This window comes from Actinomadura sp. 7K534 (assembly GCF_004348575.1).
In the GTDB taxonomy this organism is placed as follows: Bacteria; Actinomycetota; Actinomycetes; order Streptosporangiales; family Streptosporangiaceae; genus Spirillospora; species Spirillospora livida.
Window position 1 is genome coordinate 1 of record NZ_SMKB01000089.1, and the last position, 20,909, is coordinate 20,909.

Annotated in this window: 21 protein-coding genes; 13 read left to right on the top strand and 8 right to left on the bottom strand. The window is 70.8% G+C overall.

Going from position 1 to position 20,909, the window contains the following annotated elements; genetic code table 11:
• Positions 1–52: 52 nt before the first annotated feature.
• The 3 genes from E1266_RS18770 to E1266_RS18780 form a co-directional block, all read right to left on the bottom strand.
• A complete protein-coding gene (locus E1266_RS18770) occupies positions 53–1,819 on the bottom strand; it encodes an ABC transporter substrate-binding protein (RefSeq protein ID WP_243718572.1) in 1,767 nt (588 codons plus the stop codon).
• A gap of 191 nt (positions 1,820–2,010) precedes the next feature.
• A complete protein-coding gene (locus E1266_RS18775; protein WP_132048684.1) occupies positions 2,011–3,090 on the bottom strand; it encodes an inositol-3-phosphate synthase in 1,080 nt (359 codons plus the stop codon).
• A 63-nt stretch (positions 3,091–3,153) separates the two neighbouring features.
• Positions 3,154–3,804 (bottom strand): PadR family transcriptional regulator, encoded by a 651-nt coding sequence (locus tag E1266_RS18780; RefSeq protein ID WP_132048686.1) that lies wholly within the window; start codon positions 3,802–3,804, stop codon positions 3,154–3,156.
• Between the two features lie 165 nt (positions 3,805–3,969).
• On the opposite strand from E1266_RS18780, the gene E1266_RS18785 reads away from it, so the two are divergent.
• The 4 genes from E1266_RS18785 (at position 3,970) to E1266_RS18805 (ending at position 12,505) form a co-directional block, all read left to right on the top strand.
• Positions 3,970–4,347 (top strand): DUF5318 family protein, encoded by a 378-nt coding sequence (locus E1266_RS18785; RefSeq protein WP_132048688.1) that lies wholly within the window; start codon positions 3,970–3,972, stop codon positions 4,345–4,347.
• 1,059 nt (positions 4,348–5,406) lie between these two features.
• Positions 5,407–7,995 carry a transglycosylase domain-containing protein gene (locus E1266_RS18790; RefSeq protein WP_165966128.1) on the top strand — a complete coding sequence of 863 codons (2,589 nt, stop codon included), beginning with the start codon at positions 5,407–5,409 and terminating at the stop codon, positions 7,993–7,995.
• Positions 7,996–8,490: 495 nt separating this feature from the next.
• The gene (locus E1266_RS18800; protein ID WP_243718574.1) at positions 8,491–10,923 is read left to right on the top strand and encodes a transglycosylase domain-containing protein; all 2,433 of its coding nucleotides are present in this window, start codon (positions 8,491–8,493) and stop codon (positions 10,921–10,923) included.
• 121 nt (positions 10,924–11,044) lie between these two features.
• Complete coding sequence (locus E1266_RS18805; RefSeq protein ID WP_243718576.1) at positions 11,045–12,505, top strand: glycosyltransferase 87 family protein; 1,461 nt, start codon at positions 11,045–11,047, stop codon at positions 12,503–12,505.
• A 6-nt stretch (positions 12,506–12,511) separates the two neighbouring features.
• Here the strand turns inward: E1266_RS18805 and E1266_RS18810 are convergent, their stop codons facing one another.
• On the bottom strand, positions 12,512–13,453 hold the full coding sequence (locus E1266_RS18810; protein WP_132048692.1) for a MerR family transcriptional regulator: 942 nt from the start codon (positions 13,451–13,453) through the stop codon (positions 12,512–12,514).
• Positions 13,454–13,535: 82 nt separating this feature from the next.
• Here E1266_RS18810 and E1266_RS18815 point away from each other — a divergent pair, with 82 nt between their 5' ends.
• Together E1266_RS18815 and E1266_RS18820 are read left to right on the top strand one after the other, a co-directional pair.
• Positions 13,536–14,477: a phosphotransferase gene (locus tag E1266_RS18815; RefSeq protein ID WP_132048694.1), complete on the top strand. Its 942-nt coding sequence runs from the start codon at positions 13,536–13,538 to the stop codon at positions 14,475–14,477.
• Between the two features lie 151 nt (positions 14,478–14,628).
• A complete protein-coding gene (locus E1266_RS18820) occupies positions 14,629–15,096 on the top strand; it encodes a barstar family protein (RefSeq protein WP_132048695.1) in 468 nt (155 codons plus the stop codon).
• Positions 15,097–15,133: 37 nt separating this feature from the next.
• Here the strand turns inward: E1266_RS18820 and E1266_RS18825 are convergent, their stop codons facing one another.
• The 3 genes from E1266_RS18825 to E1266_RS18835 all read right to left on the bottom strand — a co-directional run bounded on the left by E1266_RS18825 (position 15,134) and on the right by E1266_RS18835 (position 16,868).
• The gene (locus E1266_RS18825; protein ID WP_132048697.1) at positions 15,134–15,508 is read right to left on the bottom strand and encodes a DUF4190 domain-containing protein; all 375 of its coding nucleotides are present in this window, start codon (positions 15,506–15,508) and stop codon (positions 15,134–15,136) included.
• 206 nt (positions 15,509–15,714) lie between these two features.
• Complete coding sequence (locus E1266_RS18830; RefSeq protein ID WP_132048699.1) at positions 15,715–16,482, bottom strand: deoxyribonuclease IV; 768 nt, start codon at positions 16,480–16,482, stop codon at positions 15,715–15,717.
• Positions 16,483–16,562: 80 nt separating this feature from the next.
• On the bottom strand, positions 16,563–16,868 hold the full coding sequence (locus E1266_RS18835) for a hypothetical protein (protein WP_132048701.1): 306 nt from the start codon (positions 16,866–16,868) through the stop codon (positions 16,563–16,565).
• A gap of 216 nt (positions 16,869–17,084) precedes the next feature.
• Here E1266_RS18835 and E1266_RS38060 point away from each other — a divergent pair, with 216 nt between their 5' ends.
• The 7 genes from E1266_RS38060 to E1266_RS18865 all read left to right on the top strand — a co-directional run bounded on the left by E1266_RS38060 (position 17,085) and on the right by E1266_RS18865 (position 20,705).
• Positions 17,085–17,252, top strand: coding sequence for a hypothetical protein (locus tag E1266_RS38060; protein ID WP_165966127.1), 168 nt, complete (start codon positions 17,085–17,087; stop codon positions 17,250–17,252).
• Between the two features lie 173 nt (positions 17,253–17,425).
• The gene (rpsF, locus tag E1266_RS18840) at positions 17,426–17,716 is read left to right on the top strand and encodes a 30S ribosomal protein S6 (protein ID WP_131954080.1); all 291 of its coding nucleotides are present in this window, start codon (positions 17,426–17,428) and stop codon (positions 17,714–17,716) included.
• A 37-nt stretch (positions 17,717–17,753) separates the two neighbouring features.
• The gene (locus tag E1266_RS18845; protein WP_132048703.1) at positions 17,754–18,311 is read left to right on the top strand and encodes a single-stranded DNA-binding protein; all 558 of its coding nucleotides are present in this window, start codon (positions 17,754–17,756) and stop codon (positions 18,309–18,311) included.
• Between the two features lie 75 nt (positions 18,312–18,386).
• On the top strand, positions 18,387–18,623 hold the full coding sequence (gene rpsR / locus E1266_RS18850) for a 30S ribosomal protein S18 (RefSeq protein WP_019631633.1): 237 nt from the start codon (positions 18,387–18,389) through the stop codon (positions 18,621–18,623).
• A gap of 16 nt (positions 18,624–18,639) precedes the next feature.
• Positions 18,640–19,086, top strand: coding sequence for a 50S ribosomal protein L9 (rplI, locus tag E1266_RS18855; protein ID WP_132048705.1), 447 nt, complete (start codon positions 18,640–18,642; stop codon positions 19,084–19,086).
• A gap of 121 nt (positions 19,087–19,207) precedes the next feature.
• The gene (locus E1266_RS18860; RefSeq protein ID WP_132048707.1) at positions 19,208–19,702 is read left to right on the top strand and encodes a hypothetical protein; all 495 of its coding nucleotides are present in this window, start codon (positions 19,208–19,210) and stop codon (positions 19,700–19,702) included.
• Positions 19,703–20,045: 343 nt separating this feature from the next.
• Positions 20,046–20,705 carry a peptidoglycan recognition family protein gene (locus tag E1266_RS18865; protein ID WP_243718578.1) on the top strand — a complete coding sequence of 220 codons (660 nt, stop codon included), beginning with the start codon at positions 20,046–20,048 and terminating at the stop codon, positions 20,703–20,705.
• A 10-nt stretch (positions 20,706–20,715) separates the two neighbouring features.
• On the opposite strand, the gene E1266_RS18870 is transcribed toward E1266_RS18865, so the two are convergent.
• Positions 20,716–20,904 carry a hypothetical protein gene (locus E1266_RS18870; protein ID WP_052357975.1) on the bottom strand — a complete coding sequence of 63 codons (189 nt, stop codon included), beginning with the start codon at positions 20,902–20,904 and terminating at the stop codon, positions 20,716–20,718.
• Between the last annotated feature and the right edge of the window lie 5 nt (positions 20,905–20,909).

Here is a 20,909-nt window from a genome sequence, read left to right on the forward strand (position 1 = left end):
AGACACGACCCACCCCGCCAAACCACCCGCGGTGCCCGACGCCAAGGGGCTCTTAAAGCCAGATCCTGGTGTAGTCGTAGCTGGCGGTGGTGGGGAGGAAGTAGGCGCCGTGGACTCGGGATGAGTGGAAGATCGTGTGGGAGCGGCTGAGCAGGGGGATGATCGCGGCGTCTTCCATGATCTTCTGGTCGGCCTGCTGCCAGTAGCCGGCGGCGTGCGAGGGTTCGGGGGCGGTGAGGGCCGCGTCGATGAGGGCGTTGACCTCGGGGTTGTTGTAGCCGCCGTAGTTGGTGGAGTTCTGGCCGTAGCCGCGGCCGTCGAAGAGGGGCTGGATGATGGAGCGGCCGTTGTTGCCGTACCAGTCGGGGGTCCAGCCGGGGGCGGCGATGTCCCACTTGCCGGTGCGGGCGTTACCGGGGGTGGAGATCGTCCCGGCGTAGAAGGAGCCGCCGGAGTCGGCGGTGAGTTCGGTCTTCACGCCGCAGGCGTCGAGGTTCTCGGCGATGGACTGGGCGATGAGCTTGTGGATGCTGTTGGTGCGGTACGGGAACTTCAGCGTGAGGCCGCGGTGGCCGGTCTTGCCGAGCAGCTCGCGGCACTTGGCGGGGTCGCCGGACTCGCCGGGCGTCGGGTACCGGTTCGCAGGGGCGTAGCCGGAGTTGCCGGGCGGGATCACCGTGTGCAGCGGCTGGGCCACCGCCGGGCCGCCCACGATCTTGATGAGGGCGCTGCGGTCCACGGCGTACTGGAGCGCCTGGCGGACCTCGCGCTTGCCGAGGGCGCCGCCGTTGTTCGGGCTGAGCGTGTTGAACACGAGGTACGGGCTGTTGCTCGGGGTCTCCCTGATCGCGAACCGCGGGTCGTCGCGGAGGCGGGGGATCGCGGACGTCGGGACGGGCTGGTCCCACGCGAGGTCGGCGGCGTCCTGCTCGATCTGCTGCTGGACGGTCTCCGGCGAGTCCTGCCCGAGGGTGATCTGGATCTTCTCCACGTGCCGCTCGCGCAGCGGGTCGCTCTCCTGCCGCCAGACCGGGTTGTGGGTGAGCAGGTAGGACATGCCCGGCTTGTACTCGCTGATCTGGTACGGGCCGTTCGACAGGGTGTTCTGCCGGAACTCCGCCGAGTCCGGGACGTACCGGTCGTACTCCTGGGGCGCGGCGGCGGTGAACGGCAGCGCGAGCAGGTTGAGGAAGTCGCTCGCGGGCTGCTTCAGCTCGAACACCAGCGTCCGGTCGTCCTTGGCGCGGACGCCCTCGATCTCGTGGGCGCGCTGGTAGGCGGCCATCGCCCCGGCGCTCCTGGCGTCGACGGCGGTGTAGCCGTCGCAGAACTCCTCCATGCCCTTGAGCGTGGAGATGAAGTAGCCCTTGCCGGCCGACGGGGACGCCGGGTTGCACAGCCGCTTGAAGCCGCGGACGAAGTCCTGCGCGGTCACCGGGCGCGGCGGCTCGGTGTTCCACCGGACGCCCTCGCGCAGCCGCACCGTGTAGGTGCGACGGTTCTTGCTGATGTCGCCGTTCTCGCGGGTCGGGAGCCGTTCGGCGATGTCGGGCCGGACGGGGATCGTCTCCTGGAAGTCGTTGGACGCGCGCGTCCCGAGCAGCGTGCGCGCGAACGTGCGGGACAGCCCGTAGGCGCCGACGCTCGCCACGGCCGAGGGGTCGAGGTGCCCGACGTCGGACGAGCCGATGACGCGCAGCGTGCCGCCGGCGCGTGGGCTGCCCGCCGCGGAGGCGTCGTCACCTCCCCCGGCGCACCCCGTGAGCCCGAGCGCGAGCACCGTGAGCCCCACCGTCACCTTGCACATCTCGCGTGCCATCACGTTCTCACCTCGAAGACTCGGAACCTGGCGCGCAGTCACCGGCGGTGTCACATTAGGGCCGGAGGGTGACAAGGGGCCGGTACATCACCGTTTTCTCTACAGAAGTAAGGACGCCCTGACAGTGGATGTCCACTGTCAGGGCGTCCCTTGGGAACTTTGTGATCAGACTCTCAGCCGGAGGGCCGCGGTCAGCGCTCGACGTCGCCGCGGATGAACGCCTCCACGGCCTCGTGGGCCTGGTCGTCGGTGTACTGCTCGGGCGGCGACTTCATGAAGTAGGAGCTGGCCGACAGGATCGGTCCGCCGATGCCGCGGTCCTTCGCGATCTTCGCGGCGCGCACCGCGTCGATGATGACGCCCGCGGAGTTCGGGGAGTCCCAGACCTCCAGCTTGTACTCCAGGTTGAGCGGCGTGTCGCCGAACGACTTGCCCTCCAGCCGGACGTAGGCCCACTTGCGGTCGTCCAGCCACGGCACGTGGTCGGACGGGCCGATGTGCACGTCGGCCTTCGCCATCTCGTGCGGGATCTGCGAGGTCACCGACTGCGTCTTGGAGATCTTCTTGGACTGGAGGCGCTTGCGCTCCAGCATGTTCATGAAGTCCATGTTGCCGCCGAAGTTGAGCTGGTACGTGCGCAGCAGCTCGACCCCGCGCTCCTCGAACAGGCGGGCCATGACGCGGTGCGTAATGGTCGCGCCGACCTGCGACTTGATGTCGTCGCCCACGATCGGGACGCCGGCGTCGGTGAACTTCTGGGCCCACTCGGGGTCGCTGGCGATGAACACCGGGAGGGCGTTCACGAACGCGACCTTGGCGTCGAGGGCGGCCTGGGCGTAGAAGCGGTCGGCCGCCTCGGAGCCCACCGGCAGGTACGACACGAGGACGTCGACCTCGGCGTCCTTCAGTGCCTGCACCACGTCGACCGGCTCGGCGTCCGACTCGTCGACCATGTCCAGGTAGTACTCGCCGAGGCCGTCGAGGGTCGGGCCGCGCTGCACGGTCACACCGGTCGGGGGGACGTCGGCGAACTTGATCGTGTTGTTCTCGCTGGCGTGAATGGCCTCGGAAAGGTCCATCCCGACCTTCTTGGCGTCCACGTCGAACGCCGCGACGAACTCGACGTCGCCCACGTGGTAGTCGCCGAACTGCACGTGCATCAGGCCGGGGACTCGTGTCTCGGGGGCCGCGTCCTTGTAGAACTCGACACCCTGGACGAGCGAAGAGGCGCAGTTGCCCACACCCACGATGGCTACGCGCACCGAACCCATCCGGTTGCTCCTTCTCTCTAGCGGAACATGTGGTGTTTCTTCACCCGACCCCGGTGCCGCCGATCAGCGGTCGTGATCCCGAGGCATGTCCTGTGTGGTGGTTTCCGAAGACCTGTCTTGCTTTTTCCGCTCGGCCTGCTGCTGCTCGGCCTGCTCCTGCTCGGCACGCTCGCGTCCGATGAGCTCGTTCAGCCACCTGACCTCGCGTTCGACGGACTCCAGCCCGTGGTTCTGCAGTTCCAGGGTGTAGGAGTCGACCCTCTCGCGAGTGCGCGCGAGAGCCGCGCGGAATGCCTCCAGCCGTTCCTCCAGCCGGCTGCGCCGGCCTTCGAGGATCCGCAGCCGGACGTCGGCGCGGGTGTGCGAGAAGAAGGCGAAACGGACGCCGAACCCCTCGTCCTCCCACGATGCCGGACCGGCCTCGGTCAGCAGCTCCTGAAGGCGCTCCTTGCCATCGGCGGTGAGCTTGTAAACAATCTTCGAGCGGCGGCTCTGCAGCGCCAGCGCCGTATGCTCCTCCGGACGGTCCTCCATGATCAGCCCGTTCGCCAGGAGCTGCTTGAGGCACGGGTAGAGGGAGCCGTAGGAGAAGGCGCGGAACATGCCGAGCACGACGTTGAGCCGCTTGCGGAGCTCGTAGCCGTGCATCGGGGACTCGTGCAGGAGGCCGAGCACGGCGAGCTCCAGCACGCCCGCGCCCTTCTTGGCCGCCATCCGGACCCCTTCAGCAGAGCCGATGTATCGATTCGATGTATCGAGCCAATGTATCGGCGCGATACATCGACAAGATACGTAGCGCGGACCGTCCTGGCAAGTGGAGATCTGTCCGGACGCACCCCGCGCCGCTTACCCTGCCGGTATGCGGTGCCGGAGCCGACGATGAGACCGAGGCTGGTCGTCGACTACGGCCTCGCGAAGCGGGCGGTCCTCGCCGAGTTGAGGTCAGGGTCCCTGACCAGGGACGACGCATGCGACGCCCAGCCCTACCTCCTGCGCGCGGCCAAGTACCACGGCGAACCCACCGGCGAGCGGTGTCCCGTCTGCCGACATGAACCCCTCACCCATGTGACGTACGTATATGGGGACGAGCTGGGTCGCTACGCGGGACGCGTCAAGGCCACCGCCGAACTGGCCGAGCTCGACCGCGAATACGGAGAATTCAGGGTGTATGTGGTGGAAGTGTGTCAAAGTTGCGCATGGAACCACCTGGCGATGTCGTACGTCCTCGGCCATGGGGAGCAGGGCCCCGAACGGTAGCAAGCAGAGGAGGATCCACCGGCCGCAGCGTTCGGCGAGGGCGTTGACCAGCCAGGACGTAACATCGCCGTGCACACGCTCCCCCCGCTCACCAGCCCGCACAGTACTCTTCGGACGGCGCACGAGTCGTTCCAAAGCTGGGGAGCGATCCCCGGCCCTTGGCAACAACCAGCTGTCCCCTGTTGATGAGGTCGCGTGAGTAATCCAAGCCAGCCCCGACCGGAACCCGGGTCGCAGAGGCCGGGCGGGCAGCAGGTCCCCCGTCCCGGCGACTCCGGCGACCCCGCTTCTCCGGGCGCCCCCCGCGAATCCGCCCCGGGCTTCCCCGGCGCCGCGGACGGCCCCGGCGCCCAGGCGGCACCGGCCGGGCCGGCCGGACCGCCGGGCAACGTCCAGAGCCCCGGCTTCATGAGCGGCCACGCCGTGCCCGGCGGCGGCAGCCTGTCCGGTGGCAGCGGCGTGCCGGGCGGCTCCGCGGGACACGGCGGCTCCGGTGCCGGTGGCGGATCGAGCGACCCGCTGAGCGGCGGGTTCCCGCCGCCGAGCGGCTCCGGCGCGCACCGGGCCTCCGGCCCGGCAAGCGGACTGCCGGGCGGCTCGGGCGGCTCGGGCGGCGAGGGCTTCGCCGGCGGCCAGGGCGGTGTGCCGGGTGGCCAAGGTGGCGCTGCGCCGGGCGGGAGTCCGTCCGGCGGGTACGGGATGTCGGGCGGTGCCGGTGGTGCGGGCCGGCCGCCGGGTGGCGGCGGCTCGCCGGGTGACGCCGGGGCGCCGCCGACGGCTCCCGGTCCCGCGATCCCCTCGGGTGCGAGCGCGCCCGGCGGTGGTCTGCCCGGTGGCTCCGGTTCGCCGGGTGGTTCGTTCGGCGGTTCGGGTGCGCCGCCGACCGCGCCCGGTCCCGCCGTCCGCGCGGACGGCGGTGCGCCCGGTGGCGGCGGTCCGTCCGGCGGATACGGTCCGCCCGCGGGCTTCGGTGCGCAGGGTGCCCCGGGCGGCCCCGGGAGGGGAATGCCCGGTGGCCCCGGTGGCCCGGGCGGGCCTGGTGTGCCCGGTGGTCCCGGCATGGGCGGTGCGGCCGGTGCCGGGATGGCCGCGGGGGCCGGGTTCGGGACGGCGGCGAAGCCCGGCGTCAAGGACAAGCTCGGCGAGCTCCAGAAGGTCGGCCAGGACCTCGGTGCCAAGGTCACCTCGGCGTTCAAGAGCAAGGGCACCCGGGCCGCCCACCGCTCCGGCGGCCCCGGCGGCCCCCCTGGCCCCGGTGGGCCCGGCGGCCCCGGTGGGCCGATGGGGCCTGGCGGGCCCAGAGGCCCTGGGGGTCCGGGCGGACCGGGCGGGCCGGGGCAGAAGAAGTCCGGGATCCTCGGGCAGCTGCGGTCCCGGGAGACGGGATGGCGGCGGTTCCTGCCGTCCTGGAAACTCGTCGCCGGCCTCTGCGGGCTCGGCGTCGCGGCGTTCGTCACGCTCATCTGGGTCGCGTACTCGAACACGCCCACGCCCGCGGAGCCGACGGTGGCGGGCGTCGAGGACCAGGCGTCGATCTTCTACTACACCAACGGCAAGGAGATCGGCCGGATCGGCAAGAAGCGGCAGAGCGTCGAGCTCGACAAGATCCCGCCGCACGTCCGGAACGCGGTGCTCGCGGCGGAGAACCGCAGCTTCTACAGCGACCCGGGCTTCTCGGTGAAGGGCACCACGCGGGCCGTGTGGGACAACCTCACCGGCGGGTCCGGCGGCGGGTCCACGATCACGCAGCAGCTCGCGAAGAACCACTACTCCGACCCGAACAACCGGACGATGAGCCGGAAGTTCAAAGAGCTGTTCATCTCGATGAAGCTCGAGGACAAGCACAGCAAGGACGAGATCCTCAAGCTGTACCTGAACACGATCTACTTCGGCCGCAACACCTACGGCATCCAGGCCGCGTCCCGCGAGTACTTCGGCAAGGACGTGTGGAAGCTCAACCAGGACGAGGCGGCCGTCCTCGGCGGCATCATCCAGAACCCGAACCGCGACCCCGAGGCGAAGGCGCACCAGGCGTGGGCGAAGGCCCGCTACGAGTACACGCTGAACGGCCTGGTCTCGATGGGCAAGCTCAGCCAGGGCGACGCCGACAAGCTCATCCAGCAGGGCCTGCCCAAGCTCAAGAGCGCGAACGCCGGTGACCAGCTGTACGGCGGGCAGCGCGGCTACATGCTGATGCGCGCCAAGGAGGAGCTCCGCCGGCAGGGGATCGACGAGCAGGAGCTGGCGACCAAGGGCCTGCGCGTCTACACCACCTTCAACGAGAAGCGGATGGAGATGGCGCGGCGGGCGGCGGAGAAGACCGTCTCGCAGGTGAACCCGAAGCGGCTCGCGAAGAAGAAGATCCGCGTCGGGCTCGTGTCGGTGAACACCGCGAACGGCGAGGTCGTGGCGTTCTACGGCGGGCCGGGCTACCTGGACCAGGAGTTCAACAACGTGTGGCAGGGCTCCGCGCAGGGGGGCTCGGCGATGAAGCCCTACGTGCTGGCGACGGCCCTCAAGCAGAACTACAGCCTGAAGAGCACCCTCGAGGGGATCTCGAAGACGCCGATCGGCCCGGACGGCAGCGTCGTGTCGAAGGACGACCCGAACGCGGTGATCGTCCCGAACAGCCACGACGTCGGCACCCCGGTCGACATGATCACGGCGACGAAGGACTCGGTGAACACCGCGTTCATCCAGCTGATGGGCAAGGTCGGCATCGAAGAGGTGGTCAAGACCGAGACCGACGCCGGGATCGCGTCCGACCTGCTCGAGCCGCACAAGTGCTGCCTGAACCTCGCGCTGGGCGTCAACAACATTCGGCCGATCGAGCAGGCGGCGGGCTACGCGACGTTCGCCAACGGCGGCGTCTACTACCAGCCGCACGTGATCCGCCAGGTCCGGGAGTCCGACAACAAGACGGTCCGGCTGAAGCCGAAGTTCGAGAAGCGCCGGGTCTTCGACGGGAAGGTCGCCGCGGACGCCACGTACGCGATGCAGCAGGTCGTCCGGGGCGGCACCGCGACGGCGGCGGCGCTGCCGGACCGCCCGGCCGCCGGCAAGACCGGCACCACCGACCGGAACGTCGCGACCTGGTTCGTCGGCTACACGCCGCAGGTCTCCACCGCGGTGACGATCTACAACGACGCCACGGGGCGCGACGGGAAGAAGAAGTCGGTGGTCCTGCCCGGGATCGGCACGGTGGAGGGCGGTACGATCCCCGCCCGCATCTGGCGCTCCTACATGGTGAACGCGATGCAGGGGATGGAGGTCCAGCAGTTCCCGCCGCCGGCGTGGGGCGGGATCGTGCAGAAGTGGGCGAAGCCGCCGAAGAAGGAGCACCGCCGGCCGCCGTGGTGCGACGACCACCCGCTCGGCCGGTTCCACCCGCGCTGCCAGGGCGACGGCGACGGCGGCGGTGACGGCGACCGGGGCGACAAGCCGCCGTGCCAGTCGCCGTTCGCGAACGGCAACTGCGACCCGAACAAGCCGCCGAGCAACCCGCCGCCCGAGTGGTGGTGCCAGCTCCACCAGGGCGACCGGGCGTGCCGCGGCAGACGGGGCGGGCGCAGCCTGCAACCCAGCTCAGGGGAACCGGGCACGGCGCATATCGCGCCGCTCCTGTTGTTGACGAGGCCGCCGGAATGAACCCCGGAGCCGTCGAGTCCGAACCCTCTTGTGGAGGCGGTGGTGTGACATGAAGCATGTTCGCGAATTGCCGCACGCCAGCGGGCGTGATCGAGCGCGTCCGGACGGCCGGGAGCCGCGAAGCCTTATGCCATCGGCCCCCGCGCCTCCTGCTCCGCAGTACTCTCGGACGACGCACAGCCGTACCCCAGTCGATGAGGTCGCGTGAGTAACCCAAGCCGATACGGACCGGAACACGGAGATGGCCCCGGCCGGAGGGGAGCCCCCCGTCCCGGCGGTTCGGGCACGCCTGCCGGAGCGCCGCGTGGCGGACCGTCCGGCTCGCCCTCACCCGGCAAGGGCCCGCGCGCCGGCGGCAGGCCGGGCGGACGCGGCGGAGGGCCCGCGCGGGCCGGCGCCCCGGGTGGCGGCGGCCGGAGCGGCGGCGGCCGGCGGCGTGCAGGTACGCCCTCGGCGATGCGCTCGGGTCCGGGCGGACGTCCGGGACGGCCCGGCGTGCCGGGTGCCCCGGGTGGTCCCGCGGGCGCGGCGGGCGGCCGGGGCGGCCCCGGCGGGCCGGGCAGGCCCGGCGGCGGTGGCCGCGGTCCCGGCGGTCCCGGCGGTCCCGGCGGTCCGGGCGGTCCGGGTGGCCGCGGCGGCTCCGGGGGCGGCGGCTTCTGGGACGAGGAGGGCCGCGACAAGCGCTCGGACGATCCCGACAAGACCGGATGGAAGCGGTACATACCTTCCTGGAAGGTCATGGTCGCCGTCGCCGGCGTGATGATCCTCGGGCTGGCGACGCTTGTCGTCGTCGCGTACGCCAACACCCCGATCCCGACGGAGAAGCAGCAGGACGCGATACGCCAGGAGTCGGTGATCACGTACGCGGACGGCTCGCCGCTCGCGCGGATCGGCACCCACCGCGAGAACATCCCGCTGGACAAGGTGCCCAAGCACGTCCAGAACGCCGTCCTCGCGGCCGAGGACCGCGGCTTCTGGACCGAGCCGGGGATCTCGCCGACCGGTATCGCGGGCGCGATGTTCCGCGCGGTGACCGGCGGCGGCACCGCGGGCGCCTCCACGATCACGCAGCAGATGGCCCGGAACTACTACGCGGGCCTCAGCCAGGAGCGCACGGTCAGCCGCAAGCTCAAGGAGATCCTGATCTCCATCCGGCTCGGCAAGGAGATGGACAAGGCGAAGGTACTGGAGCTGTACCTCAACACGGTGCCCTTCGGGCGCCGGTCGTACGGCATCCAGGCGGCCTCCCGCGCCTACTTCCACAAGCCGGTCACCGAGATCAACGAGTCCGAGGCGGCGATGCTCGCCGCGATGATCCAGCGGCCCGGCTACTTCGCCACCTACGGCCCGGCGTCCAACCCGGCCAAGCAGGCGCTGATCGACCGCTGGAACTACGTCCTCGACGGCATGGTCGAGCAGGGCTGGCTCGACGAGGGCAAGCGCGCCGCGGCGAAGTTCCCGCAGACGCAGAAGAACTGGAGCGACGTCCCGGACGACCCGAACGCCGGCTACCTGGAGGCGCGGGTCCTGAGCGAGCTGAAGGCGCTCGGCATCAACGACCAGATGCTGGAGACCGGCGGCCTGCGGATCAAGACGACGTTCAACAAGCGGCTGCAGGACTACACCAACAAGGCCGTCAGGGAGATTCGCAAGGAGAACGGGCTGGGCAACGACATCCAGTTCGGGCTCGCCGCGATAGACCCCCGGTCGGGCGGGGTGGTCGCCGCCTACGGCGGCCCCGACTTCCGCAAGCAGCAGTTCGACAACTCCTTCCAGGGCAAGGTGCAGCCGGGGTCGTCGTTCAAGCCGATCGTCCTTGCCACGGCACTGGACCAGGGCATCAGCCTGAAGACCACGATGGACGGCAGCTACAAGCGGACGATCAACGGTGACACGTTCACCAACGACAACCGCGCGGAGAACGGCATCTACAACCTCAAGCAGATGACGGCGATGTCCATCAACACGTCGTACGTCGAGCTCGGGCAGAAGGTGCAGCTGTCCAACGTCATCGAGATGGCGAAGAAGATGGGCGTCCCCGCCGACACACCGTCCCTCGACCCGACCTTCACCTCGCTGCCGCTCGGCGTCATCGACACCACGCCGGTGACCATGGCGTCGGTCTACTCGACCTTCGCCGCGGAGGGCGTGCACCGCAACGCCCACGTGATCGCCAAGGTCACCGACAACCAGGGCAACCCGATCACGAACGAGAAGGGCGAGGTCCTGGAGAAGCTGCCCTGGGAGAAGCCGACGCGCGCCTTCTCCGAGGGGGTCGCGGCGGACGCGACGTCGGCGATGGAGGCGGTCGTCAAGTCCGGCGGTACCGGTACGCGCGCGAACCTCGGCGGCCGCCCGGTCGCCGGCAAGACCGGTACGACGGACGAGAACAAGTCGGCCTGGTTCGTCGGCTACACGCCCGAGCTGGCGACGGCGTCGGCGATGTGGCGCCAGGACAAGAAGGGGAACCGGCTGTCCCTGATCGGCGTGGGCAACTACAGCCAGGTCTACGGTGGTACGGTCCCCGCCGACCTGTTCAAGAAGTTCATGACGAAGGCCCTGGACGGCAAGGAGATCAAGCAGTTCCCGCCCCCGGTCAACGGCGGTGAGATCGCCCCGTGGGCGAAGGCGCGGCCGACGCCGAGCCCGTCGAGTACGCCGAGCCCGACGAACACGCCGGACTGCCGGCCGGGCCAGCCGAACCAGCCGCCGGAGTGCCGGCCGACCTCGTCGGTGTCGCCGAGCCCGTCGATCACCCCGCCCAGCCAGGGGCAGCCCTGCAACCGGTTCGGCATGCCGGTCGGCTGCAACCCGGACATCCCACCCGACGGCGACCGGAGCTGGTGGTGCGCGCAACCGCAGCACCGCGACGATCCCGCCTGCCGGGGGGTGGACGATCCGCCCGACGCCCCCGACGGCAACAACTAGGGAGGCCGGGACGCGTTTCCCGGCGGTCCGTCGAACGGCCCGGAGCCCCGCGGCTCCGGGCCGTCGCGTTCCGCCGGTGCGCCGCCCGCCGCGGACCCGGCGACCAATAGTCTTGCTGTCCATGTCGTCGTCTGCCGAGGGGATCGCGATGTCCGCCGCCGACACCGGAATCGACGAAGCGGACGGGTCGCCGTCCTCCCGGCACGGGCCCCTGACGCCGTTCGCACCGGTGCTGACGGGCCTCACCGCCCTGGTGTGCCTGCTCGGCTGGCTGCAGAAGCGGCCGTGCGCGTCGGCGAACTTCGACTTCATCAAGACGACGACGAACGCCTGCTACACCGACATCTACCCGCTGTACTACGTGCGCGGGCTCAGCGACGGGAAGATCCCGTACTTCGACTCGTTCGCCGGGACCGACATCCACTACGTGGAGTACCCGGTCCTGGCAGGCGCCCTCATGCAGCTGGTCGCGTGGCTGGTGCAGCCGTTCGGCATGGACGCCCGCGGCATGGCGTTCTACAACGTGACCGCGCTGCTGCTGGCGGTCCTCGCGGTCGTCGCCGTCCTCGCGACGGCGTACGTCGCGGGGCGGCGGTCGCTGCGCGCCGGGCTGATGGTGGCGCTGTCCCCCGCCCTGCTGCTCACCGCGTACATCAACTGGGACCTCCTCGCGGTGGCGCTGACCGCGCTGGCCCTGGCCGCCTGGTCGGCGCGCCGCCCCGCGCTCGCGGGCGCGATGCTCGGGCTCACGATCGCGGCGAAGTTCTACCCGCTGCTGTTCCTCGGTCCGCTGGTCCTGCTGTGCGTGCGCGCCGGGCAGTGGCGCGCCATGGGACGGCTCCTCGCCGGCACCGCCGGGGCGTGGCTGCTCGTCAACCTGCCGGTGATGCTCTTCGCGTGGGACGGGTGGAAGGAGTTCTACACCTTCAGCCAGGGCCGCGGCATCGACTGGGGGTCGATCTTCTTCTTCCTTCAGGAGCACGGGCTGGACAAGGCGGCGTCCGACACCGATCTGCTGAACCTCCTCGGGACGGGAACGTTCCTCGTCCTCGCCGCGGGGATCGCCGTCCTCGCGCTGGCCGCGCCGCGCCGCCCGCGCCTGCCGCAGCTGATGTTCCTCGTGCTCGTCGCGTTCATGCTGCCGAACAAGGTCTGGTCGCCGCAGTTCGTGCTGTGGCTGCTCCCCCTGGCCGTGCTGGCCCGCCCGAAGCTGCCCGCCTTCGTGGCCTGGCAGGTCGCCGAGGTCGTCTACTTCTTCGGCATCTGGTGGTTCCTGCTGTCGGTCTCCGCCCAGACCGCGGGTGCGGACCTCTCGGGCACCCTGTCGGCGGTGCTGAGCTTCGACGCGCCGGAGGGCGGCATCGACCAGGGCGTCTACCACCTGGCGCTGCTCGCCCGGTTCGTGACCGTCCTGGCGCTGGCGGCCCTGGTGGTGTGGGACATCCTGCGGCCGTCCGGCGACGCGGTCAGATCGGACGGGACGGACGACCCGGCCGGCGGCGTCCTCGACGAGGCGGAGGACGCGGTCTCGCTGGGACGCTGGCGCGGCCGTCGCCGCACCAGCGCCCCCGTCCCCGCCTAGCGTCCGCTACGCGGGGGACTCGTGGCTGCGCAGGGCCTCGATGAGCCACTGGAACGACGGGGTCATCGCCGGCCACGCCTCCCAGCCGTTGATGACTGCGAGGAGCTGCCAGTACCGCTCCGCGCGCGGGTCGGTGCCGATCTCGGTCCGCTCGCGCAGGTCCCGCCGGAACTCGGGCCCGTCCGCGGCGCCGTAGGCGTCCGCGTAGGCGGACACCACCTCGTCGACGACGGGACGGGCCGCGTCCGACCCGGGCTCGATGCCGGCCGCGATCGCGGCCGAGATCTTCTCCCCCGTGAGCTGCCCGAGCCGCGCCGGGTCGTCGGGGTAGGAGCCCCGCCCGAGCTCCGCGGCCTGGGCCTCGGCCATCCGCCGCACCGCGGCCCGGAAGCCGGGGTCGCCGACCAGTTCGGCCAGCTCCACCCACGCGTCGACCTGCTCGGGCTCGGGGTCGTCGGGCAGCTCCGGCAGCGCGGACCGCATCCGCTCCTCGAAGGCGGGGTCCACCGCGAGTCCGGCGAACGACTCGTCGATGAAGTCGGTGATGATGCGCCGCCGCTCCTCGTCGGAGAGCCGGGCGAGCTTGTGCATGAGTTCGATCTCCTCGGGACTGGATGCTCGTTTGGCGACCGCCCGCAGCACCGCCCGGCGCAGCCGGAGCGTGCGGATCTGCACGTCCAGCGCCTCGGCGTGCGCCGCCGCGACCTCCCCGACGCCGATCTCCCGGTCCAGCACCCGCCGGACCGTGCCGAGGTCCACACCGAGGTCGCGCAGCGTACGCACCAGGTCGAGGCGCGCGACGGCCCCCACGTCGTACAGCCGGTAGCCGGCCGCGGTACGGGAGGTCGCCGGCACCACGCCCGCGTCGGAGTAGAACCGGATCGTCCGCACCGACAGTCCGGTGCGGCGCGCCAGTTCCCCGATCGTGTACAGGGTGTCGCCTGCCATGCCGTCCACCATGGGGTCTCCAGTCGCTAGAGACTCAAGCCCGCGCCATCATTGACCTTGCCCCGACCGGCCAGGAGTACAAATGACCAGGAACGTCACCCTCCCCGAAGACTGGGAGCCGAAGGTGCGAGCGGCCCTCGCCGGCGTCCGCCCCGACCTCGCGGGGCGCCCGCTGCGCCTCCTCGGCACGGGATACGAGAGCGTCGCACTGCTGCTCGACGCGGAGCAAGGGGCGGCGGGCGAGTCGTACGTCCTCCGCTTTCCGCGCAACGAGGACGGCGCCGAGGGCATCGCCCGCGAGGCCAGGCTGCTGCCCGAGCTCGCCGGGACGCTGGACCTGCCCATCCCCCGCTTCGCGTTCACCGCGCCGAACCCGCTCGGCCCCGGATCGTTCTGCTGCTATCCGGCCGTCCCGGGGGAGTCGCTGGACGAGGACGACTGGCACGACCGCGGCCTGCTGGACGAGCCCGGCCCCGTCCGCCAGATCGCGGACGTGATCGAGGCGATCCACGCGTTCCCCGTCGAGCGCGCCCGCGAGCTCGGCGTCCCCGAGGCGGACCTGCGCGCCGACTACACCGAGGAACTGGACCTCGTCCGTACCGAGGTGGCGCCGCTGCTGGCGCCGGAGGAAGGGCGCGAGCTGGTCGCGGCCTACGAGCGCTACCTCGCCGACGACGGCAACTTCGCGGACCCGCCCGCGCTGACGCACGCCGACTTCAGCCTGGACCACCTGCTGATCACCGGGACCCGGATCACCGGCCTGATCGACTTCGGGGACGTGCGGATCGGCGACCCCGACTACGACCTGTGCTACCTGTGGCCGGAGACGAACCGCTCGTTCGTCCGCCGCCTCCAGGAGCACCGGGGCCGCCCGCTGGACGCCCGCCTGGAGGGCAAGCTGCGCTTCTGGGAACTGGCCGATCCGGTGAGCGACGTCCTCCACGGCATCGAGCACGGCATGGCGGACGTCCGCGAGGAGGGCATCGGCTACCTGAAGCCCCTGCTGGCTCCCGCCCGCTCCTGAACCGGGCGGACGGTCACGGTGGCGAAAGATGTGGCCGGAATCTGCCCATATTGGGGGATTTTGTGCGCGGGAGGCGGGGATGATCGCGGCCGGTGGGGGCTGACGCCCCCGGCCCCGGGAACGCGGGGAGCACGACCTCTCGGGAGATGACGTGGACGCGAACCGAGCACTGACCGAGCTGATCGAGGGACGGCTGGCACCCGGCGTCTACCAGTGGCGGACGCCGCCGGTGCCGGGCGCGATCGGCGACACGGGCTGGACCGGGCGCGCCGAGGAGGCGGGCCTGCGGGCCTTCCACCTCGACGGCCGCCGCGCCCGCGACAAGGAGTCGTTCCTGCGGCTGTGCTCGGAGGTCTTCGACATCCCCGGCCCGCCGCCCGGCGACTGGGACGACCTCGGCGACGGCCTGGCCGACCTGTCATGGACGCCCGCCAAGAGCGGCTACCTGGTGCTGTACGAGTCGTGGTCGGAACTCGCCGACGCCGACCAGCGGTCGCTCCGCGCCGTCCTGGACGTGTTCGCCCGCGCGGTCAAGGCGTGGCGGGAAACCTCCACCCCCATGACCGTGCTGATGTCGAGCGTCGGAGTGGAAGTCGCGGGCGTCCCCCGCCTCGCCTGAGCGGAGGCCGGCCGAGCGGAGGCCGGCCGAGTGGAGATCAGTACGTGCTGCCGCCGGTCTCGGCCGCGAACATCGCGAGGCCGAGCAGGTAGAGGAACCAGAAGATGATCCAGCCCGCCGAGACGATGTAGCCGAGGATGAGGCCGGCGACGGCCATCCCGTGGCCGCCCTCGCCCGTCCGCTTGATCTGGCTCTGCGCGACGTGCCCGAAGATGATCGCGAGGATGGACGTCAGTCCGCAGGCGACGAAGCCGATGAGACCGCACACCAGCGACGCGGTGGCCATGCCGTTCGTCGGTGCGCTGACCGGGGCCGAGGAGCCGTAGTAGTGGTGCTGCACGGCCGGTTGCTGCGAGTAGGCAGGCTGGCCGTAGGGGTCCTGTGAGCCGTAGCCGTAGGGGTCGTATGCCATGTGCTTCCCGATCGGTTCGCGCGCCCGCCGCCGCAGAGTTACGCGCGTGCGCTGGGGCTGGGTTCCGGATTATGCCAGTGTGGCGGGACCTTGGGGTTTTTGTCGTCCTGCTGGTCGAAGCGGGCTTATCTGGGTCTACGGGGGGTTAGATGTCGCGCCGCCGTCCCGGGTTCCCGTCCCCCGCGGACCTCCCCGACTCTGCGTCGTCAGAGCTTGGAACGCAACCAGGAAATGTCTTCCGCTTGGCCCTCGGCAGGCGTTTCCACCACCACCGGCGCCCCCGCGGCCCGCACAACGGCCAGGATCGACTCGGGGTCGATCTTCCCGTTGCCCAGGTTGGCGTGCCGGTCGGCCCCCGACCCGAACGCGTCGCGGCTGTCGTTGCAGTGCACCAGGTCGATGCGGCCGGTAATGGCCTTGATCCGGTCGACGGCGTCCACGAGTTCCTCCCCCGCCGCGTGCGCGTGGCAGGTGTCGAGGCAGAAGCCGAGCTTGGACTCCAGCCCCGGAACCCCTGACAGCACCTCCCACAGCCGGGCGATCCGGTCGAACTTGCGCGCCATGGCGTTCCCGCCGCCGGCGGTGTTCTCGATGTAGACCGGGATGGGGCACTCGACCCGCTCGAACACCTTGCGCCAGTTCTCGAAGCCGGTCTCGGGGTCGTCGTCCTTGAGCACGTGGCCGCCGTGCACGATCAGCGCCTTCGCGCCGATGGACGCCGCCGCCTCCAGCTGCTGGGTGAGGTTCTTGCGGCTCGGGATGCGGATCCTGTTGTTGGACGTCGCCACATTGATCGTGTACGGGGCGTGCACATAGACGTCCACGCCGGAGCCCTCCAGCGCCTCCACGCCCTCAGGCAGGACCGGCTTCTTCCAGCCCTGCGGGTCGCCGAGGAAGAACTGGACGACGTCCGCGCCCACCGCGCGTGCGTTGTCGAGCGGGTTGGTCTGGTCGACATGGGCTCCGATGCGCATGCAACGAGACTAGCCCCGCCGTCCGACAGCATGGGCGGACGCCAGGGCGTACGGCGGCGTGCGGCGGCGGGGCCGCCGGGTCAGAGCGAGAAGCCGCCGTTGTTCAGCGCGAAGCTGAGGCCGAGGAAGGACGCCACCATCCCGATGATGTTGAGCCACCGCTCGTTCGTCGTCGCGGAGATCATCTGGGAGTACAGCGCGAGCGGCAGGCCGATCAGGCCCGCGATGGCGCCGGGGAGGTGGGTCGCCTCCACCCAGCCCATGATGAGCGCGCCGATGCCGATCGTGATGGACGCGACCGCGAGCCAGTCCTGGAGCCGATGGGGTTCGGGCCTGCCCTCCCGGTCGATGGCCTGCCGACTGGTACCTGCCGCCTGCTCCGGCATCGGGACCCTCCTCAACTCTCGTCCCGCGCCAGGGGCACGCGGTGCGCGCGGGACCGGACGGACCATGCCCATGAAGAGATGCCCCGTCCGGGCGAGATCAATCCGCCGCGGGCGGCCGGAAAATGTCGGCGGGACCCGGTAGTGTCGAACATGGATTCGAGAAGACCGGCTCGGTCCGGCCCCCGGGGGGAAGCGGGGGAGAGCAGGAGGTGCACGATGGTGACGAAAGCGGAGCTCGGGCTCATCGGGGACGCGGAGCTCGTGGAGGAGCTGTCCCGGCTGACGACCCAGACCGCCCGCATGCGCGCCCAGATGGCCGACATCATGGCCGAGCTGGAGCGGCGGCGCTGCGCGAGGAACGTCCCCGCGGGGGCGCGGCGCTGACGGTGCGCGCGTCCGGAACCGGCTCGCACGCTGCCAACTGTTGGTAGCCTGTATCGGTCTAGCGGCAGGTGCGCCCGGCGATCCGGGTCCAGGCACCGCCGCGGCGGACGCAAGAGCCCTCCTGTCACGGAAAGACCGTGACCGCCTGAGTCCAGAGGAGGTAGGGACACAGCATGCGTCGTTACGAACTCATGACCATCCTCGACCCCGCCATCGACGAGCGCAACGCGGGCAGCGCGCTCGACCCGTTCCTGAAGGTCGTCAAGGACGGCGGCGGCAGTGTCGAGAAGGTCGACGTCTGGGGCCGCCGGCGCCTGGCGTACGACATCCAGAAGAAGTCCGAAGGCATCTACGCGGTGGTCGACCTGTCGGCTGAGCCTGCCACGGTCAAGGAGCTCGACCGGCAGCTCAACCTGAGCGAGTCGATCCTGCGTACCAAGGTCATCCGCCCCGAGGTCCACTGAGCCAGGCTCAGCCCTCTCACCAGCCGGAGCGAGCCCCATGGCAGGCGACACCGTAATCACGATGGTCGGGAACCTCGTCGAGGACCCGAATCTCCGCTTCACCCCGAGTGGCCAGGCGGTCGCGTCCTTCCGCCTCGCCTCGACCCCGCGGTTCTTCGACCGCCAGTCGGGCGAGTGGAAGGACGGCGAGGCCCTGTTCCTCACCTGCAACGTCTGGCGGCAGGCGGCCGAGAACGTGGCCGAGACCCTGCAGCGCGGCATGCGGGTGATCGTGCAGGGACGCCTCAAGCAGCGGTCCTACGAGACCCGCGAGGGTGAGAAGCGCACCGTCTTCGAGATCGAGGTCGACGAGGTCGGCCCGTCGCTGCGCAGCGCCACCGCCAAGGTCAACAAGACCCAGCGGCAGGGTGGCGGTGGCGGCGGCTTCGGCGGCGGCGGTGGCGGCGGCCAGCAAGGCGGCGGCGGTTTCGGCGGCGGCGGCCAGCAGGGCGGCGGCTTCGGCGGCGGCCAGCAAGGCGGCGGCGCCCCGGCCGACGACCCCTGGGCCACCGGCGGCGGTGGCGGCGGCGGATTCTCCGACGACCCGCCGTTCTGACCGGCCGTCCCGCACCAGCATCACCAATCAACGTCCATTCCCGCGTGAGCGGGGCTCTCCCAAAGGAGCACCACGATGGCGAAGCCACCTCCCCGCAAGCCGAAGAAGAAGGTTTGCGTTTTCTGCCAGGAGAAGATCTCCTACGTCGACTACAAGGACACGGGCCTGCTGCGGAAGTTCATCTCCGACCGCGGCAAGATCCGTGCCCGGCGGGTGACCGGCAACTGCACCCAGCACCAGCGGGACGTCGCCACGGCGATCAAGAACGCCCGCGAGATGGCGCTGCTGCCCTACACCAGCACCGCGCGCTGAGGCAGGGGGAACGAACATGAAGCTCATCCTGACCCAGCAGGTCTCCGGTCTCGGTGAACCCGGGGACATCATCGAGGTCCGCGACGGCTACGGCCGCAACTACCTCGTTCCCCGCGGCTTCGCCATCCGGTGGACCCGCGGCGCCGAGCGGGAGATCGAGTCGATCAAGAAGGCGCGTTCGGCCCGCGAGATCGCGACCGTCGAGCACGCCAAGCAGGTCGCCGACCAGCTGAAGGCGCTGCGGGTGACGCTGCGCACCCGCACCGGGACCGGCGGCCGGCTGTTCGGCGCCGTGACCGCCGCCGACATCGCCGAGGCGGTCCGCGCCGCCAACGGCCCCGACCTGGACCGCCGCCGCATCGAGATCGGCAACCCGATCAAGACGGTCGGCACCCACCGGGTCAGCGTCCGGCTCCACAGCGACGTCAACGCCACCATCGACGTCGACGTGGTCGAAGCCTGACCGACGTCCGCCGAACGACCCCCGCGCTCCACCGCGAGCGCGGGGGTCGTTTCGCGTCCGCCCCTCGGATCCGGCCGCCGTATGATCTCCACCGGACGTCCGCGCGGCGAACGGGGAGGCCATGCAGCCCAGGCGATGGACGGCCGCCGCGGCCGGATGGCTGTCGGCCGGCGTGCTGGCCACCGCGGCCGGTGCCGGTGTGATCTCGGTGGGCACCGGGGCCATGGGCCTGGAGACGGAGACCTTCACCCGCATCACCTGCGACTCCGTCAGGACCGCCAAGGGCGGCACGGTCTGGCACTGCCACGGGCAGAGCCCGGCCCAGATCCGCGCCGGTGAAGAGGCGGCCCGGCGCGCCGCCCTCTCCGCGCTCCGCGCGCACCGCGAGGGCATGACCGGCGACGTCCCCGCCGAGGCCGGGCGCACCAGGCTGACCTTCGTCGACCACGACGGGCGACGCGACCCCGAACGCGTCACCGCCACCCGGCTCCCGCTCACCGGCCGGTGGATCGCCCATTCGGGCAACGTGCTCGGTACCGGCATCCTCCTGACCCTGCTCGGGACGGCGGCACTCGCCTACGGCGGCTACCGGACGCGGTGCCCTCACGCAGCGTGACGTGGACCGGGGTCGGCGGTTCAGAAGTCGGCAATCTCTGCTGCAAGATCGGCTGAATTCCCGTTCAAAGCGGAGTGGTGCGCTCTGGGTTTCATGTGAAACGTCCCTGAACCGCCCTGTGTTTGGGTGATCAACTAGCGGCCAATACGTTCCGTAATCGGATCGAGTCGGAACGAAAGGGGTCGATGTGCTGCATGCGCATTCGGGGGAGGGCGCGGACGGCGGGCAACGGTGCGGCCCGCCGATCACACGCCGGGCGCTCATCGGCGGTGTCGTCGGGGCGGCGGGCCTGCTGACGGTGGGGACGTCCATGCAGGACGGGGCCATGGCGAGCGAGCATCCGATGGGGCCGCGGGCGGCCGGTCTCCCGCCGTTCAGGGCGGACGCTCCCCAGGTGTATACGCGCGCCCAGTGGAACGCGCGGTCGCCCAAGCGCGCCGCCGAGATCCTCGATCGGCCGCCCGACCACATCGTCGTGCACCACACGGCCTCGGCGAACAGCAAGGACCGCTCGCTCGGCCACGCGTTCGACCTGTCCCGGCAGATCCAGAAGTGGCACATGGACGGGAACGGCTGGAACGACTCGGGCCAGCAGCTCACGATCAGCCGCGGCGGCATCGTGATGGAGGGGCGCAACCAGAGCCTGGCGGCCATCCGGGCGAGGAACCTGGCGGTGGGCGCGCACGTCCTGCACCACAACCAGCACACCATCGGGATCGAGAACGAGGGGACGTACACGGGCGCGAAGGTCCCGCGCCGGCTGTGGGACTCCCTTGTGGAGGTGTGCGCCTGGCTGTGCCTGGCGTACAACCTCGAACCCGCCGAGGCGATCGTCGGGCACCGCGACTACAACTCGACCTCCTGCCCCGGTGACGTCCTCTACGCCCGGCTGCCCGAACTGCGCAGGTCGGTCGCGGACCGGCTGAACGGCTCGGGCGGCGCGAAGGGTTCCGCCAGTGGGCTGGTGACGTCGATCCTGCCGTCCTTCGACGGCATGGGCTGACCGGCGGGGCTCACGTCTCCGGGGTGGTGTAGCGGGTGCGGCGGCGGGCTATCTCGGGGTCGATGCCCTCGACCAGGGACCAGATGCCCGCGACGCGTTCCACCAGGGTCTCGGGCGGCAGTCCGGCGAGGCCCTCGGCCGCCAGGTCGTCGATCGCCTGCGTCAGCCGGGCCATCCGCTCGCCATGCGTGGAACACATGTTCG